We start from the raw sequence: 16,574 nt of genomic DNA on the forward strand, positions 1-16,574 counted from the left end.
GTGCCTTTGGATAACAACTGGCTCGAGAACCGCATCCGCCCGGTGGCCTTGGGGCGCCGCAATTGGCTATTCGCCGGAAGTCTGCGTGCCGGTCAGCGCGCGGCTGCCATCATGAGCCTGATCCAGTCGGCGAAACTCAATGGTCACGACCCCTACGTCTATTTGAAAGACGTGCTCACGCGACTTCCGACGCAACCCGCCCATCGGATTCATGAACTTCTGCCGCATCGCTGGCAGCTTGAAACCACTCCCGCTTAGTTCCTCCAAGCGCGATCCGATTCCGGATTGCGTCAACATGGGATCGCCACGCGCTTACTGCGCTCTGGCACTGGAGCCGTCATTCTGTGGAGGCTTCTCCAGATTTCTTCACCTTCCCCCTGGCAGGGGTAAGGATGGGATGGGGGGGTACGACGCTGGGTCGAGGAAGCGGGGTCGATATTGACTGCGCCCATCAAGGTTCCACCCCCTATCCATGAGACGGGGTCGACGAGCATGTTTCAACGGATACTGCAGACGCAGCTTTTCTTTATGCCCAGCGACACCCATCCTAAGCCCGTGGAGCCGTAAATCAAACGCCCTCCCTCCGGCACAAAGGTCGTTTTCGGGGGGGAAGGCTGCTTGCCGCTGGCGCGATCTCATTGGGCGTCAATTTTGCCAGCGTTGCAGCGCTTCGTTTATAGTGCGCGGCTTCAACCGTGGAAGCCCAAATGGAACGATTCACTATCTCGCTCGATGAAGCACTGGCCAATGGTTTCGACCACCTGATCCGCGCACGGGGTTACACCAGCCGGTCGGAGGCAGTGCGCGATCTCATACGCAAGGAGATCGAAGGCGACCGCCTGTCTCAGGGCGAGGCGCCACATTGCGTGGCAACCTTGTCCTATGTCTACAACCACCACGAACGTCGGCTCGCAGAGCGACTGACCACCTCGCAGCACCATGCTCATGATATGGTGGTTTCATCGACGCATGTTCACTTGGATCACGAGCAGTGCCTGGAGACACTGTTTCTGAAGGGGGCGACGCATTTGGTGCGCGCGTTCGCTGAACAAACTTGCGCAGAGCGCGGAGTTCGGCATGGGGCCTTGAACTTAATACCGGTCGAATTGAACGAAGCAGAACATCAGCATGTACATGTCAGTCCACGCACCTGACAGTCCATCCCGTCGAAATTAAGACAAAAATTCACTTCTTCATACGGTTCGGTATAATCGTTTTGCCCTTCTTAGAGGGCGCACCATAACAACAAGGGGAGCCACCAGCCAACCGAACTGAATCGGCCGGTGGGGACAATAGTTTTCCCCAACCCACGAAGAGGTTTAAAGATGCGCGGCTACAGCCCAATGGGTGCGCTGCGCGATAAGTCATCTTTAAGCCAGGGTAACTTCATGAACCGCTCGGATCTATCGGACGCACTTAGCCGCAGAACTCGTGTCTATTTTCAACTAGTTTTTCCCTTCTCCGCGTGCCTGCTGGCAGCCAACGTACTGGCGCATCCGCAGCAGACGGAGGACACCGAAGCCGCACAAACTACCACTTTGGAGACGGTCAAGGTGGAAGGGCGTGCGTCCGATCTTTTGGGAATTGCCACGTCCGCGTCCCAAGGCGAGGTAGGTCAGCCGGAATTCAAATTCCGCCCACTATCCCGCGTCGGGGAACTGGTGGAAGTAGTGCCAGGCGCCATTGCAACGCAGCACAGTGGGTCGGGGAAGGCCAACCAGTACTTTCTGCGTGGCTTCAATCTTGACCATGGCACCGATTTTTCGGTCACCTTGGATGGCGTGCCCATGAATCTCCCCACCCACGCCCATGGCCAGGGCTACCTGGATCTCAACAGTGTCATTCCTGAACTGGTGGACAAGGTCGAATACGGCAAGGGGCCGTATTACGTCGACGCCGGCGATTTCTCTTCGGCCGGCTATGCGCGCATGCACACCTTCCATTCCCTGCCTGAGGGCTTCGTTAAGTTCACCGGTGGCGAGTACGACTTCTATCGCGGCGTAGCCGCCAACTCCAACCGCATCGGGCGTGGCGACCTGCTGTATGGCGCGGAAGTGAATTTCTTCAACGGCCCCTGGGTTCAGCCGGAGCATTCGGACAAGTACAACGGCATGCTGCGCTATACGGTGGACGAGGGGAATTGGGGGGGCTCGATCAACGGCAAGATCTATCACTCGCGCTGGACCGCCACCAATCAGATTCCGGAGGCCTTGGTGGAACAGGGCCGCCTGGACCTGTACGGCACCATGGACCCTACCGACGGAGGCAACACCAACCGCTACTCCCTCGCCAGCAATCTCTGGAGCAAGGGCGACAATTATAAGAGCGAGTTGAACATCTACGCCGCCTACTACGACGTGCAGTTGTATTCTAACTTTACCTATTTCCTCGATGATCCGATCCGTGGAGACCAGATCGAGCAGAAGGAGCGGCGCGTCATCGGCGGTGGCAATGGCGAAACGACCTTCTACAACAACTGGTTTGGCTTCGACGTGGATAATACCTTTGGCTTCCAAGTGCGTCACGACAGCATCAACGGCCTTGGACTCAATCACACGCAGAACCGCCAGTTGCTTGACCGCAAGTCGCTGAGCGATGTCGAAGAAACCAGTTACTCCTTCTATTACAAGAACCAGACTCACTGGCTGGAGAAGTTCCGCACCATCGCGGGATTGCGCACCGACACCTTCGTGATGGATGTGACCGATCGGCTCAACCCGGTCAATTCCGGCAACCGCACATCGACCTTCGTGAGTCCCAAGCTGAGCCTGATCTTCGGTCCCTGGTACGATACCGAATTCTTCATCAACCTGGGCTACGGCCTGCATTCGAACGATGCGCGCGGCACCACGACGCGGGTCGCCCCGGATGGAACATTCCAGAACAGGGTCTCGCCCATGGCCAAGCAGCGTGGCGCCGAGGGTGGCATCCGTACCCAGGCAGTCGAAGGCCTCACGTCTACCCTGGCGGTTTGGTACTTGCGCTCGGCCTCGGAACTGGTATTTGCCGGCGATGCCGGCACCACAGAACCCACGGGAGAAAGCGAGCGGGTTGGCGTGGAGTGGACCAATTATTACAAGCCCACCGACTGGCTGACCCTGGACGCGGATCTCGCATTTGCTTCAGCGGAGTACCTGGGCGTGCCGCGTTACGCCAACAATGTCCCGAATTCAGTGGGGCGCGTGATCAGTGCCGGCGCGGTGATTCAGTTCCCATACAACCTTTATGGCGTCGCTAGGCTGCGTCATTTCGGCCAGATGCCCTTGTCGGAAACCAATTACGACGCTTCAGGGAACAAGGCTTGGGGCGGCAGCACGACCCTGGTCACGTTGGGTGGCGGCTATCAATACCAGAACTACAAGGTCGAATTGGATATCTTCAATCTCTTCAACTCGAAGGCCAATGACATTGCCTACGACTACACCTACAACGACCAGCCCGGCGGCACACCCGGAGTGGGCGTGGATGGGATCCTCAAGCACCCGGTCATGCCGCGCATGGTACGCGTGACCGCATCGGTGAGTTTTTGAAATGGCCGCTTCTCCCGAAACAACCGCTTTCTCCGGCGCGCGAGCACGAGAATTGTGTACTTCGGCTTGCGCCGGGCACCTGGGAAATTCAGAAACGTAAACCAAGAGGCTGATGACGGACTGGAAATCCGAAGTCACTCGCCAGCGCAGCTTAAATCTGGATCGAGTCGTCTCCAATGATTGCCTGGTCCCAAACGCGGTTGGCTCGCCTATACTTCACCCTCCAAATACATTCCTTTCGGGGAAGGATCAGGAGGCAAATTCGACGGAGTGGCTTTCAGCGCCTATCGCAATCAAAAGAGGAAAGGCCGAGAAAATTACGAGACCATCCTGAAAGTTTTCTCGACAGACTTGGTTTTGTTCCCGTCATGCGGAGAAACGTTCTTATCCATTCCATCTCAGAACTCGGTCCGTCTCGCGATTATCCCGGCTTTCCTCTGAAAATTCCCGACGGTTCGAGAGGTTTTGTTGGTGGCAGTTGTTCAACACTCAAGTGTAAGGGCTTTAAGCCTCATCGTTGTTGAACTAAGCTGGATCAGGCAACTGCCGCGAGGGTCAATTTCACCTGGCACGCGCAGGCATTCAGGGCGTCGCGGCTAGCGCAGGAACTGGCAAAACTTGTTCGCTGCTTGAGGACTTCCTCGCAAACCGCTTGCTCAAACTGTCAAGGTGCTGGCTCAAAGAACCATCCTTGCCAGCTAATTTTGCCGTCTGATAGACAACTAGCGCCTGGGTGTAGGCATCACTGCCTGCGGCGAGGAAAGTATCTTCTATCGAACTTGCCAGTTGGCGGATAGCGCTCACCACAGACTCCATGTCCCGAACCAGAGACACATCACGGGAAAACCCGTTAAGATCAAAATTGCGCGGCAAAATGCCTTCATTCTGCTTCGCAAGAACCAAGGCATGGTCGACGAAGGCGCGACTCTTGTCTCCCATTTTCGGTAAGGCGCGGCGGTCAGCAGCATTTAGAACCACCAGGAATGGCAGTTGGGCCTTGATGTCTTCAATTGCCTTCAAAATGGATTGCTCCTGTTCCGGTTTGAGTTCGCCTTGTACAAGATCAGTATTCATGACCGTCTCCAAGCTATAGGACCGGTATTGCCGGCCAGATAAACTACAATAACCCGATATGGAACTTGATAGATGAATCGTCGTCCGTATCGCGAGGAATACTGTGCCGGAGACAAATGGATATTTCAGCGAAGCTTTCACATCGAAATTGCGATATATTATTTCTGTGAAATATCTAGCAATTCAATTATCTCTATACAACAAGAAACGAACCCAGAATGTTCACGGCATAACAAGATGCTGTCATTTAGCGGATCGTTTCATTAGTGCTGCGAAAAAAGTATACGTATTGAAATTCAAGGAACTGGAAGTCAAGCGTGTGAATGACGGCCAGAAAATTCTGGGCGTTGCCGAGGAGTCGGTGGCACGAACCTTTATGAGTGCAACACGGCTCCGGCGCCGCCTTTCCGCGAAATACTTTGATATAGTTAACACATCGACGGACGCACCCCATGTTTTGCCTGCACCGTCGTTAAAACTCCACTTGCGACAAAGCATCAGGGCCTGCGGCGGCGCAGGGACCGTCGAATTTCGCTTCGCTGCCGCTACTTTCTGTGCTCCTTCAGTGATGTTGGGTGAGTTGTGATCGCCCCAGCGCTCCAGCCAGCGGCAGCGCCTGTGGTAATTCTCCAGGTTTTTGGCGGCGACTCCGTGAAGCCGATCCATACACAGATTGAGTCGACTGTCATAGGCGTTGACATTTTCGATGTGAAAAACGCTGGTGATCACACGAATGCCCGCCGAGAGTTTAATGCTGTCACCGTGCTACGCTTGGTAGGCCTAGTCTTCCTGATTGTTTCTCCATGATCTCTGCCGCGCGGCATCATTTTTCCATTGTAAGCACTATGCCGACTGGTTATCGCGGCCGCAGTCTCGTGTCGCCTTGAACGCACTGCGCCATTTTGTGGCTTGGAGTCCCGGAAAGCTGGCCAAAGACACAGCCATCGTTACGGGTGGAATGGGGCTTCGAGCCGTTTCCCAAGCGTTGGTGTTTCTCATCACGGCCCGGGTTCTCGGTGTAGAAGGGTATGGCAGTTTCGTAGCGCTGCTGACGCTGGCCAGTGTCCTTTCCTATTTTTGTGGTTTGGGGGGGCATGTGTTGTTGGTTCGCGACGTCGCCCGCGATTCTGCAAGCTTTGCTGCCGGTTGGGGCTATGCCATTTCGTCGCTCCTGGTCGGGACCACTATGGTATTCCCCATCTATTTGCTTGCAAGTAACTGGCTCGTTCCTCAGTACATCGCCCTATCTGCGATCGCTCTTTTGGGAGTCGGCGAACTGATTTTCTGGCCATTGGCCAATTTGGCGAGTTTCGCTTACCAGGGCTACGAGCGCATGGGCCGTTCGTCCCATATGATGTTGGCTCCGGTGGTTTTTCGTTTGATGGCAGCGTTAACGCTGCTAGCGCTCAGCGTATGGGAAAAGCTTAAATTTCCTTTGTTGACTTGGTGTGCATTGTACGCGGTGGCGATGCTCGTCTCGGCTTGCTATGTGCATTACAGAGTTTTTCGAGACTTGGGCGCTCCTCGCTGGGGGAAAGCCGCTCATCTTCGGGAGCGCATAGAAGAGGGTATCGTTTTTTCCTTTTGGGGTATCGCCGAAAAGGTATATGTCGATGCCGACAAGCTGATGTTGGCGCGTTTGAATTCGCTTGAGGTGGTTGGACTCTATTCGGCGGGGTATCGGGTGGTAGATATCGTATTTCTACCGCTCTATGCATTATTGAGTTCAGCCGCACCCCGTTTCTTTCGCGCCGGTCATGTCGGTGTGGCCGGCGCCTGGCGATACGCGCGGCGGGTTGCGCCTATCGCGATCGGTTATGGTTCAGCGGTGGGATTGGCGCTGTTTTTTGCCGCTCCGTTGCTGACTTCTCTGCTTGGCGAGGCCTACGCGGATGCGGTTGAAGTCGTTAGGTGGCTGTGCTGGTTGCCATTGGTTTCGTCTCCTCGGCTACTGCTGCAATATGCGCTCGCCACAAGCGGTCGCCACAAAGTAGGAATGATGGCGGTCGCCATGGGCGGAAGTACTAACATTTTGATTAATATTGGATTGATCCCAACTCTTGGCTGGCAAGGCGCAGCGGTTGCGACGTATGCCGCTGAGATCCTGATGGCTGGGGCCATGGCATGTCCTGTGCTGCATCGACCTCGATCGATACGAAAAGAAGCACCGGTGAAGAGAAGATGAATTCTGATGGTTGGCAGCCCGGCGAGCTGGAGCATTTGGGGCGCTGTCCTTTGTGCGACATCGAACGGCGGAAAAAGAAATACTCAGACGTTGACGACTGGCATAGCGGCACCCCAGGAACGTGGGATTACTACCAATGCGAAACTTGCAAAGCTCTCTACCTGGATCCGCGACCCAATCGAGCAGCAATCGGGCGACTCTATGAACACTATTTCACCCATGCCGGAACCCCAAATCGTGAACGCGGTTTTTGGGGTCGGCACGCTTTGGGAACTCGCAACGATTACCTCAACTGGAAATACGGCTATCGTAACGAACCAGTTGTTTTGGGCGGTCGCGCGTTGATGTATCTGCTGCCGCCGTGGTTTCGCTGGGAGTGGGACCATGCCGCGCGCCACCTTCCAAAACCTGAACCAGGCAGGAATCGCCTGCTTGACGTTGGGTGCGGCAACGGCGAGTTTCTGGTGGCTGCGCGCAGTGCCGGCTGGCAAGTCTGTGGTGTCGATTTCGATGCCAAGGCGGTGGCCACGGCACGAAGTCAAGGGCTGGATGCTTATTGCGGTTCGCTGGAATCACAAAGCTTTGAGGCGGCCTTGTTCGATGCCATTACCTTGTCCCATGTCATCGAGCACGTCCATCGACCTGCCGCTGTCATTGCCGAATGTGCACGCCTTTTGAAGAAGGGCGGAATCCTGTGGCTCGCAACGCCCAATGTGGAGGCGATCATCCATCGTTGGTTCGGCAAGCATTGGTTCGATTTATCACCCCATCATCTCGTCCTTTTTTCCATTGCCAATCTGCGCGCCATTCTCGAAGCGCAAGGATTTCAGGTACGCTTTGAGCACCGCGGGGCCCACGTTCAATCGCACTGGAAGGCTTCGTTTGCGCGAAAACAAGGGGCAGATGGTGCGGAAAATGTCTGTCTGCCCGCTTTCCTTGGCGCCAAGAGCGACTTTCGCTATCAGTCCTTGGAATTGCTGACAGCACTGTTTCTGAGGTGGCAAGGTGATCTCGTCGTTTCCGCTTCCAAAGCCTGATGTTGCGCTGGTACTGCCCTCACTCGAAGGAGGAGGGGCCGAGCGCGTTTTCTTGCGGCTGGCGGAGTTGTTTTGTCAGAGGGGATTGGTGGTCGATGTGGTGGTTGCACGCCGTGAAGGGGCATTGATCTCGAGCGTTTCCGAATTTGTGCGCCTCGTTGATCTCCACTCGTCGCGCCCGAGTCGAGCGATCCCCGCGCTGGTCTGCTATCTAAGGCAGGCCCGTCCCAAAGCGGTTATGTCGGCCCTGACGCATACAAACATCGCATTAGCCATCGCGCATCGCTTAGCCAATGTCTCCAGTCGCTGTGTACTCAGCGAACGTGCTGATCTTAGAGTTTGCCTACACCAGGAGAAAGCGTTTTGGGATGAAAGCTGGAACCGTATTTTGGGAAAATTGGTTTATCCGTGGGCTGACCACGTAGTTGCAGTTTCTCGCGGTGTGGCACGAAGCGTCGTGGAGGTTATGGGAGTGTCAGAGCACCACGTCCAGGTCATCTATAACCCTATCGACCCGGAAAAAGTCAACCAACACTCCAGGCAACCGGTCGAGTTTCCCTGGCGCGACGATCTTCCCATCGTCATCGCCGTGGGGAGACTGGTCGCGCAAAAGGATTATCCCTGCCTACTACGGGCATTTGCCCGATTGATACAACATACCCCTTGTCATTTGGCGATTCTGGGAGAGGGAGAAGACCGCGAGTCTTTGGATCGCCTGATCAGTCAACTTGGCATCGCCCAACAGGTCTGGATGCCGGGATTTATTTGCAATCCTCTACCCTGGGTGGCCAAAGCCAAGGTCTTGGCGCTTTCTTCCCGTTGGGAAGGGTTGCCTGGAGTATTGCTGGAAGGATTGGCTTTAGGTGTGCCTATCGTAGCGACCGATTGTCCTTCTGGGCCAGCTGAAATTTTGGAACAAGGCCGGTTTGGTACGCTGATTCCGCCCGGAGATTCTGAAAAGCTTGCACGGGCCTTATCCAAAGTGTTGGCTGGTGAAAGCCCCGTTTTTTTAAGGGAAGAGGCGCTTGATAGGTTTCAGTCAGATCGGGTCGTCGAACAATATTTTGCTGTTTTGGGAATTGGATTATGAATCTAGAAGACACGCGGTTTGCTTTTGGTGAAAACTGGCAAAGGTTTCTTGCCATTCTCACGGATGAGCAAATCTCAGCAGCAGAGGCATCGCTGAAATCCATGTTGAATTGCAATTCGCTAGAAGGATTGCGATTGCTTGATGCAGGTTCTGGAAGCGGTTTGTTCTCCCTAGCGGCTCGCAGAGCTGGTGCCATCGTACATTCTTTTGATTTTGATCCAAACAGTGTGGCCTGTACCCAGCGATTAAGGGAAAAATATTTCCCTGATGATCCACACTGGACTATAGAGCAAGGCTCGGTTCTCGATAAAGATTACCTTTCAAGGCTTGGGCTATTTGATATTGTTTATTCTTGGGGTGTGCTACACCACACCGGACATATGTGGCAAGCTCTCGATAATATTATTCCTCTAGTCGAACCTGAAGGTAAGCTATTCATTGCAATTTATAACGATGCGGGAAAATCGAGTAAATATTGGTGGTTCATAAAAAGACTATATAACCGGAATCGATTCCTACGCCCATTTTTGATTGGCTATGCGCTTTTAACCACTCGATCAGGATGGATCATTCGCGGAGTCTTCAAAGGACGCCCACTAGAAAAATGGCGTCAGTATGGAAAGAAATCCAGAGGGATGTCGGCGTGGCACGACCTGATCGATTGGGTTGGCGGGTTTCCTTATGAATACGCAAAGCCGGAGGAGGTTTTTGATTGCGTGGTGGGAAGAGGCGGCAGATTGGTAAGGCTCCGAACAATGGCAGGCGGCACCGGATGTAACGAATTTGTTTTTGCCATGGATAGAAGCGGCAAGTGATGTGTGGTTTGGTCGGTGCTTTTTCTCCGGGTCAGGCGGTTGATGTTGCCCATTTAAGACGTCTGTCGTCTTTGATTCAGCACCGCGGACCGGATGACGAGGGTATCTATCTGGACCGTGAAGTTGGATTTTGTGTGGCGCACCAGCGGCTGGCCATTCTCGACCTCTCTCCTGCCGGGCATCAGCCGATGCAGTCGCGCTCCGGGCGTTATGTCATTACTTACAATGGAGAAATTTACAACCACTTGGGATTGCGTCAAACGCTGCTGGCTCAGGATTCGAATTTATCATTTCGCGGTAGTAGCGATACAGAAACCTTGCTCGCTGCCATCGAGCATTGGGGAGTAGAAAAAGCCCTCGAGTACTGCAACGGAATGTTTGTATTTGCTCTTTGGGATAAATCGACTCGGCGATTGTGCCTAGCGCGCGACCGGATGGGAGAAAAGCCTCTGTATGTGGGATGGCTAAACGGTACGATCGTTTTTTCTTCGGAACTCAAGCCAATCCTCTCCTGCTATCCGGTTAGCCTTGATTCCGAGGCGCTTGGATTGATGTTGGGATTGGGGTATGTGCCAGCGCCCTGGTCAATCGTCAATAACGTGTTCAAACTACCAGCGGCGCATTACCTCTGGTTGAGGGAGAGCGATGCTAACCGAGCGATGGACATTGAAGGTTTTCGCGCGGCAGTCAGAGCGTATTGGTCCTTGCCGGAGATTGCTGCTAATGCTCTGAGACCAAATGATTCAGCCAAGCCGGGAATCGAGGAAGCCGAAGTTCAATTGGAGTGCTTGCTGAAAGAGTCGGTGCGCGATCGCATGCTCTCTGATGTACCTTTGGGAGCGTGCCTTTCCGGCGGTATTGACTCAACGAGCATTGTCGCTTTGATGCAAGCTGTTTCAGATCGACCGATCAAAACATTCACTATCGGTTTCGAAGAATCGGGCTTCGATGAGGCTGTCTATGCCGGTAAGGTAGCCCAACATTTGGGGACAGCTCACACAGAAGCGCGCTTAAAGGCAACGGACGCACTGGATCTGATCCCAAAGTTGCCACAGGTCTATGACGAACCTTTTGCCGATTCTTCCCAGCTTCCCACCCTGCTTCTCACTTCACTCATCAGGCAGCACGTTAAGGTCGCATTGAGTGGCGATGGGGGGGACGAGTTGTTTTTTGGGTATGGGCGTTATTCCACAGCGCTACGGCTTTGGAGGAGTTACAGCAAACTTCCTCATTGTTGCCGACGTTGGTTGGATGGTAATAGCTCACCGTTGTTCTCTTACCGGCTTTGGCGACTCTTGCGGCGCTTGGCGGCGCCAAATTTCGATGCGTTTTACTTAGCCTTTTCGTCTCCCGTGCCTGACCCGGCGATTTTCTCGGATCGATCGCGTCCTTTGTGGGATGTCATGCAGCCTTTGCCCAAAGGTGTCGAAGAGTTGCCTGCTCGTATGATGTACCGCGATCAGACTTTGTATTTGCCTGATGACATCTTGGTCAAGGTCGATCGCGCGAGCATGGCTGTCGGCCTCGAAATGCGGGTGCCGTTGCTGGATCATCGCCTGGTGGAGTGGGCGTGGGGCTTGCCTTTTTCTTTCAAGTATCGAGATGGATCAGGGAAGTGGCTCCTCCGACAGGTTTTGTGTAAGTATGTGCCATCCGTATTATTTGAGCGTCCCAAGCAGGGGTTTGGCATTCCAATCGATGATTGGCTACGCGGGCCGCTGCGTGAATGGGCAGAAGAACTGCTATCACATCGTTCTTTAGCAATTTGCCCTCAATTGAATGCGAGCGCCGTCCAAGGGATTTGGCGTCAGCACTGCCAGGGAAGAATCAACGCCGGTTATGCATTGTGGAATGTGCTTATGTTAATGGCCTGGCTACAAGAGTGGCGCTTATGCGTATCCTAGTTTTGGGGGATGTGCCGCCATTCGTCATCGGGGGCGCCGAAATGCAAGCTTGGCGCCTGGCGAGACAATGGGTGGAACTTGGACATCGGGTTGATATTGCCGGTCACCGTATCCCCAACGCGACACACGAGGGAGTAAATCTTTTCCGCCTTTCGGTATTTCGGCAGGGTGGTCGATCGCTGCGCGGTGCCAGCTACTTTTTGTCAGTGGCAGCTTTTCTGCTTCGTCGTAGGCATCAGTACGATTTGATCTATTGCCGCTTTCTGGGGGAAGCGGCCCTCAGCGTGGCGTTTCTCAAACACGTTGCCTTGGTTGGTTTGCCCTTAATCGCGGTTCCTGCCTCTGCCGGCAGTGAGGATAAGGCCGATTTTGCGCTGCTCCGTTCCCTGCCCGCCACTGATAAGCTGGTGCTTTTGCTCAATCAGCAATGTGAATGCGTCAACTATATCGCGCCAGGCATTGAACAGAATTTGCGGAAAATTGGCGTACAGCCCAAAAGAACCGCTTATATCCCCAACGGCGTCTCTCTCAGCTCGCGTCGTGCCCAAGGCCCGAAAGGGAAAGTCGGTCGCTTGGTGTTTGTGGGCCGGTTGGTCTACCCCAAAGGTCTAGAATTGCTCTTTCCTTGCCTTTGTCGTTTGAAGCAAAAGGGTTTCACTTTCAAGCTGACTTTGGTCGGTGATGGCGATATGCGCCCTCATTTGGAGCATCTGGCGAGCACGCTGAACTTAGAAAATGACGTGGAGTTTTTGGGGGAACAATCGCATGAGGCGGTGGCCAATGAATTAGAAAAGGCTGAGCTTTTCATTCTGCCATCTCGTTTCGAAGGGCTATCCAATGCCGCTCTGGAAGCGCTTTCTTATGGTCTGCCCTGTTTGCTCAGCCGTTGTGGTGGGCTTGATACATTCTTGACGAAAGGCATGGGGTGGGTCTTCGATTCTGCCAACCCGGAGGAAGTAGAAGCTGCTTTGGCAGAAGCATTGAGTATCACGCCGGATCGGTGGCGCGCCATGTCGCAAGCCTGTCGGACGCTGGTTGAAACGCAGTTTTCCTTGGAATCAGTGGCACAACAATATATTGAGCTTTTTGAGTCGCTTTAACGCGTCACAGACTCTAAATCAACGATTGGTAGATATTTCGATAGCACGTAACCATTTCGTTTTCAGCAAAGTTTGTTGCCGCCCGCTCTCTTGCCAACTTGCCCATATTGCACCAGATGGCTGGGTTTGCGGCCAGCTTCTGGCAGTTTCGAACAAAGTCTTGTAGATTATCTTGCTCAAAAAGCCAACCCGTAACACCGTGTTCGATCACCTCAGGCAGCGATGTTGTTTTTGCGGCAATAACCGGTAGCCCGCAAGCCATGGCTTCGAGAGGCGTCAACGGCAATCCCTCCAGGCGGCTGGGGAAAAGCAAAGCATCGGCTTCGTGATACGCACTTACCAGTTTCTCCACCGATAATCGCCCAATATTGATGCAATTGCCGGGCAAAGGATATTGCTTGTGTTGTCCACCACGGTCTGCGGTGTATCGCAACTCAAAATACTGCCCCAATATTTTCATCAAAGGCGCGAGCAAATCCACTCCTTTCCGTGCCGACCAATTTCCGACGTAAAGTAGACGGAATGGGTGATGTGGTGCGGTTCTGAGTATCGGAGCGAATTGCACTGTATCGACGCCATTATGAATGATTTCGATGGGTCCAAAGCCAAATGCCATCTCAGCCTTGTTTGCCGTGTAATGGCTTACGGCGATGATACGTTGGGCGCGCTTGAGATTGGCGGCTTCTCTAGGATATATATAATACCTGTGATAAAGCGCCTGTATGAAACTCTTATATGGCTTCAAGATAGGGTCGTGCACACAAAAATGAAGCGTGACTACGATTGGTAAGGCGGGTGGTATGAATTGGGATGGAAGCCAGGAGTTGATATGAACAATATTGGCCCAAGATGGTGGTTGCGGCACTGGGAAAGTCCAAGGAGCAAACTCTGTCCGGTGCGGCAGCCAAGTTATTTCTGCACGGATACCAATCTGATTTAAAGCTGCGACCAACCGTTCTGTAAAACTATCCGCGCCACTGTGGCAGCGAACCGCGGGGAACCAAACAGCGGGCTGAAGGTTGGTCACGATTTCTCGATTCTGTAAATCAACGTCGGATTTATCCAGGCGAGCCTATCCAGAACCTCGCTCGGCACAAATGCTAACAGGTTTAAAATGCCAGAGTTTGTGCCCTCGATGCTCAACATTTCCCTAATCGCTTTGGTACTTAGGAACATAAATGAGAACCCGGTCGAATCCAGTAGTTCCTGTATCTTCCGAATTGTTAAAGGGTTGCAGTCGTAACGAACACCTCGTTTCATTAGTCGGAGATAAGGCGTTCTCAAGACGTCTGGAAGCCAGCTCAAAAAGGGCAGCCTGAAATGCGGCTCGATGAGCATCCAACGGTTTGGAACTGCTAGGTATCCAATTCCGGTCTTTTTGAGCACACGGTGTATTTCGTTTAGATGTATGATTTGGGCTTTGGTGTCACCCACATGCTCGATAACGTGGTTGCTCAATACGACATCAAAACTGGATGCGCGGAACGGCAGTCGCGTGTCCTGCACTGTAACGAACTGATAGCCATCCTTCACCAATCGCTGATCCATTACATCAACAGCTGTTACCTCGCAATTTAAACTGCGATGTTGCGCAAAGTAGTGCGCGATCCCGCCAGAACCTGTCCCGATTTCAAGCATTCTGATCGGCGATGGCAAGGTGGAAAGTTGCAGCAAACGATCGATCTTTAAGGCTTTCTTGTACCGAGATGGTAGATCGAGAACGGCGTGTGACTGGCGTTCTAACTTCGCTGCCGTCATTTGGATTGGCTTTGGATTTAGGCCGGAATCTGCCACGGACTCTGATTTATGCGGTTGCAGGCGTGAGATATTCGCATGCTTGAATCAGCCTCTCTCCGAAGAGAGACCATTCCTGCGTTCTGGCGAAGTTTCGACAGCTTTCCAAATTGAAAGCTTCACGACCTGACAAGGTTTCAATGATCTTTTCAGCCAATCCTAAATAGTCTCCCGGTTCGGCCAGTCGTCCAGATACGCCATCTTGAACTGCGTCTGGTACTCCCCCGACCGCAAATGCGATGGTCGGCAAGCCGTGGGCGGCGGCTTCCGCTGCAACCATTCCAAAGCCTTCAGGATTATCCGGAATTCCCAAGACTGGAAAAACATGGACGTCCGACCCCCAATAGACATCGGCTAGTTCTGTGTCGGAAGGAGAATTCACGAGCAGAACATTCTCAGACACACCGCAACTTTGGGCAGTTGCCAACACATTTTCCTTGCTGATGTTTGCTTTATGTAATGCAAAGAGCGGCGCGTCGCCCGCAATTAGTAGCAGGCAGTTGGGATAAGACTCGACAATTCTGGGCATGCATTCGCTGATGAATTCGAGTATTCCTTTTCGCTGCGTTAGACGCCCGACAGAGAGCAGTATTAGTCGATCGCCAAGGCCATAAGTCGTCCGGAATCGGCTTCGAGCGCTTGGATCTAAGTGGGGAATTGAAACTCCTGGGTTTAAAACCGTGATGCGTTCAGCGGGAATGCCCGCGAACTCTGCGAGGCGTGCCGTGGCACGGCTGTTAGCGATGATTCGGTCCATCCGGCGTATACAAGGAAGCCAGAGCTTACGGTACAACGTGTGGGCGACGGTAATGTCCAGACCGTGCAGATAGGCAAGGGGTCTGGCGCCTGTGACCCGTGCGGCCAGCCAGACGATAGGGGCTGTTAGTCCGCTGCCAGCCAATACAATACTTGGGCGAATACTTCTTGCGACACGGAAAGTTTGCCACGTCGCCTCAAGCAGGAATATGGGGACGGGCGAGAGCCTGACTTCGATAACTTCTACGTTTCCTGGTAAACCACAGTTCGCGGCACCATGGGGCGCAACGACAGTAACCTTGCTTCGCTTGGCTAATTCGTCGGCTATATGCCAATTCAGTTTTTCCATCCCGCCCAAGCGTGGTGGGAAGTTTCGCGTAACGAGAAGAATCGATTCGAAATTAGTTTTCGGCTTCATGTCCTAGTAAACCGAGAGTTGGCTTATTGCAGACCGTCACTGGAGGTTTTCCGTGTTTCTTTTCTGTCCGAGTCGCAGTAGATCAATTCCATACTTTCGAATTTGGGCGATAAGTTCTGGAGTGTCAAGCGTATGCATGAGTGTCATATCCACTTTCCATGGGAGTAACAGATCATCAATCTTCATCTCGTAGTTGCTTAGGTCAGACAAGTTGAGTTGCGGCGACTCAAGGCAAAGGTCGATGTCGGAACCCTCCCGCGCGCGCCCTTTCACGCGAGAACCGTAGAGCCAGACATGAAGAATTCGTGCATCGCCTTGGAATACGCTTGCGATTCTTTTAACGATCTCATTTGGCAAGCCGAAGGGCATATTTAATGGATGGCCTTCATTTTTTCCAAAAACATTTGAAATAGTGAGTGATACCGGGTGACGATCTGTTCCACAATACCCTCGGCGACGGCTTGATTATAGGTGTGGGATGTTTTGTTTCGACTGGCGACCATTTCCATCCAGCCTTCGCCGTCCATGATAAGGCCGTTTGCGAAAGCCTCTCGTGTTGCGTCGCGTGATCCGGTAATGCTGGAATTGCCTTGGTAAAAAAAGTAATCCTTCATGACGTTCCAGGCGAGCTCATGCGTAAACTCGAATGCCTGGATTACGCCTTGCTTCTCTAGGTCGGAGAGCGGTCGTTGTCTGGATAATTCAACCGCTGCTGATAGCGAGGTCAGGGCTCGCGAATAGTTTGCGAGGCGATTTTGCCAGCGAAATTCTGGTTGAGCGGTATCGTGCGACATAGGGCCTGAAATTTAATCCAATTGCATGAGCGTTCGCAATAATCTTCACGCTTGGTTACTAAGAACGCGGCACATGC

At 53.2% G+C, this 16,574-nt stretch carries 16 protein-coding genes and 1 pseudogene; 10 read left to right on the forward strand and 7 right to left on the reverse strand.

The genetic code is table 11. The features are described from left to right. From EK23_RS16165 to EK23_RS16175, 3 genes are all read left to right on the forward strand, one after another. The coding region (locus EK23_RS16165; RefSeq protein WP_045224942.1) for a transposase domain-containing protein at positions 1-258 on the forward strand (258 nt) is incomplete at its 5' end. Positions 259-707: 449 nt separating this feature from the next. Next, positions 708-1,154 (forward strand): nickel-responsive transcriptional regulator NikR, encoded by a 447-nt coding sequence (gene nikR / locus EK23_RS16170; RefSeq protein ID WP_045226440.1) that lies wholly within the window; start codon positions 708-710, stop codon positions 1,152-1,154. A gap of 171 nt (positions 1,155-1,325) precedes the next feature. Continuing rightward, positions 1,326-3,530, forward strand: coding sequence for a TonB-dependent receptor (locus tag EK23_RS16175; protein WP_097991012.1), 2,205 nt, complete (start codon positions 1,326-1,328; stop codon positions 3,528-3,530). Between the two features lie 582 nt (positions 3,531-4,112). Here EK23_RS16175 and EK23_RS16180 read toward each other — a convergent pair. Further along, positions 4,113-4,604: a hypothetical protein gene (locus EK23_RS16180; protein WP_045226441.1), complete on the reverse strand. Its 492-nt coding sequence runs from the start codon at positions 4,602-4,604 to the stop codon at positions 4,113-4,115. 103 nt (positions 4,605-4,707) lie between these two features. Between EK23_RS16180 and EK23_RS23375 the strand changes: the two genes are divergently transcribed. Next, positions 4,708-5,190 (forward strand): hypothetical protein, encoded by a 483-nt coding sequence (locus tag EK23_RS23375; RefSeq protein ID WP_145998703.1) that lies wholly within the window; start codon positions 4,708-4,710, stop codon positions 5,188-5,190. 35 nt (positions 5,191-5,225) lie between these two features. Here the strand turns inward: EK23_RS23375 and EK23_RS24260 are convergent. Further along, positions 5,226-5,348 (reverse strand): annotated as a pseudogene (locus EK23_RS24260) (IS1595 family transposase); the annotation flags it as partial. 139 nt (positions 5,349-5,487) lie between these two features. Between EK23_RS24260 and EK23_RS16190 the strand changes: the two are divergent. The 6 genes from EK23_RS16190 to EK23_RS16215 are packed head-to-tail and all read left to right on the forward strand — an operon-like array spanning position 5,488 to position 12,735. Beyond that, entirely contained in the window at positions 5,488-6,789 is a 1,302-nt protein-coding gene (locus EK23_RS16190) for an oligosaccharide flippase family protein (RefSeq protein ID WP_145998704.1), read from the forward strand. After that, positions 6,786-7,826: a class I SAM-dependent methyltransferase gene (locus EK23_RS22650; RefSeq protein ID WP_158002530.1), complete on the forward strand. Its 1,041-nt coding sequence runs from the start codon at positions 6,786-6,788 to the stop codon at positions 7,824-7,826. Before EK23_RS16190 ends, EK23_RS22650 begins: the two co-directional genes overlap by 4 nt. Beyond that, positions 7,795-8,916, forward strand: a complete 1,122-nt coding sequence (locus EK23_RS22655) for a glycosyltransferase (RefSeq protein WP_082054263.1) — start codon at positions 7,795-7,797, stop codon at positions 8,914-8,916. Before EK23_RS22650 ends, EK23_RS22655 begins: the two co-directional genes overlap by 32 nt. Next, the gene (locus tag EK23_RS16205) at positions 8,913-9,731 is read left to right on the forward strand and encodes a class I SAM-dependent methyltransferase (RefSeq protein WP_045226444.1); all 819 of its coding nucleotides are present in this window, start codon (positions 8,913-8,915) and stop codon (positions 9,729-9,731) included. Before EK23_RS22655 ends, EK23_RS16205 begins: the two co-directional genes overlap by 4 nt. Beyond that, positions 9,731-11,635, forward strand: coding sequence for an asparagine synthase (glutamine-hydrolyzing) (asnB, locus tag EK23_RS16210; protein ID WP_045226445.1), 1,905 nt, complete (start codon positions 9,731-9,733; stop codon positions 11,633-11,635). The genes EK23_RS16205 and asnB overlap by 1 nt, the downstream gene beginning before the upstream one ends. Continuing rightward, positions 11,623-12,735, forward strand: a complete 1,113-nt coding sequence (locus EK23_RS16215) for a glycosyltransferase family 4 protein (protein WP_145998705.1) — start codon at positions 11,623-11,625, stop codon at positions 12,733-12,735. The genes asnB and EK23_RS16215 overlap by 13 nt, the downstream gene beginning before the upstream one ends. A gap of 13 nt (positions 12,736-12,748) precedes the next feature. Here EK23_RS16215 and EK23_RS22660 read toward each other — a convergent pair whose 3' ends face one another. Genes EK23_RS22660 through EK23_RS16240 form a run of 5 tightly spaced genes read right to left on the reverse strand, consistent with a single transcriptional unit; the run spans position 12,749 to position 16,497 of the window. After that, a complete protein-coding gene (locus EK23_RS22660) occupies positions 12,749-13,762 on the reverse strand; it encodes a glycosyltransferase family 4 protein (protein ID WP_082054264.1) in 1,014 nt (337 codons plus the stop codon). After that, positions 13,759-14,529: a class I SAM-dependent methyltransferase gene (locus tag EK23_RS16225; RefSeq protein ID WP_200892177.1), complete on the reverse strand. Its 771-nt coding sequence runs from the start codon at positions 14,527-14,529 to the stop codon at positions 13,759-13,761. Before EK23_RS16225 ends, EK23_RS22660 begins: the two co-directional genes overlap by 4 nt. A 10-nt stretch (positions 14,530-14,539) precedes the next feature. Next, complete coding sequence (locus EK23_RS22665; protein WP_082054265.1) at positions 14,540-15,703, reverse strand: glycosyltransferase family 4 protein; 1,164 nt, start codon at positions 15,701-15,703, stop codon at positions 14,540-14,542. 36 nt (positions 15,704-15,739) lie between these two features. Beyond that, on the reverse strand, positions 15,740-16,072 hold the full coding sequence (locus tag EK23_RS24730) for a nucleotidyltransferase family protein (RefSeq protein ID WP_045226449.1): 333 nt from the start codon (positions 16,070-16,072) through the stop codon (positions 15,740-15,742). 2 nt (positions 16,073-16,074) lie between these two features. Further along, a complete protein-coding gene (locus tag EK23_RS16240) occupies positions 16,075-16,497 on the reverse strand; it encodes a nucleotidyltransferase substrate binding protein (protein ID WP_045226450.1) in 423 nt (140 codons plus the stop codon). Between the last annotated feature and the right edge of the window lie 77 nt (positions 16,498-16,574).

It is taken from the genome of Methyloterricola oryzae, from assembly GCF_000934725.1.
GTDB lineage: Bacteria > Pseudomonadota > Gammaproteobacteria > Methylococcales > Methylococcaceae > Methyloterricola > Methyloterricola oryzae.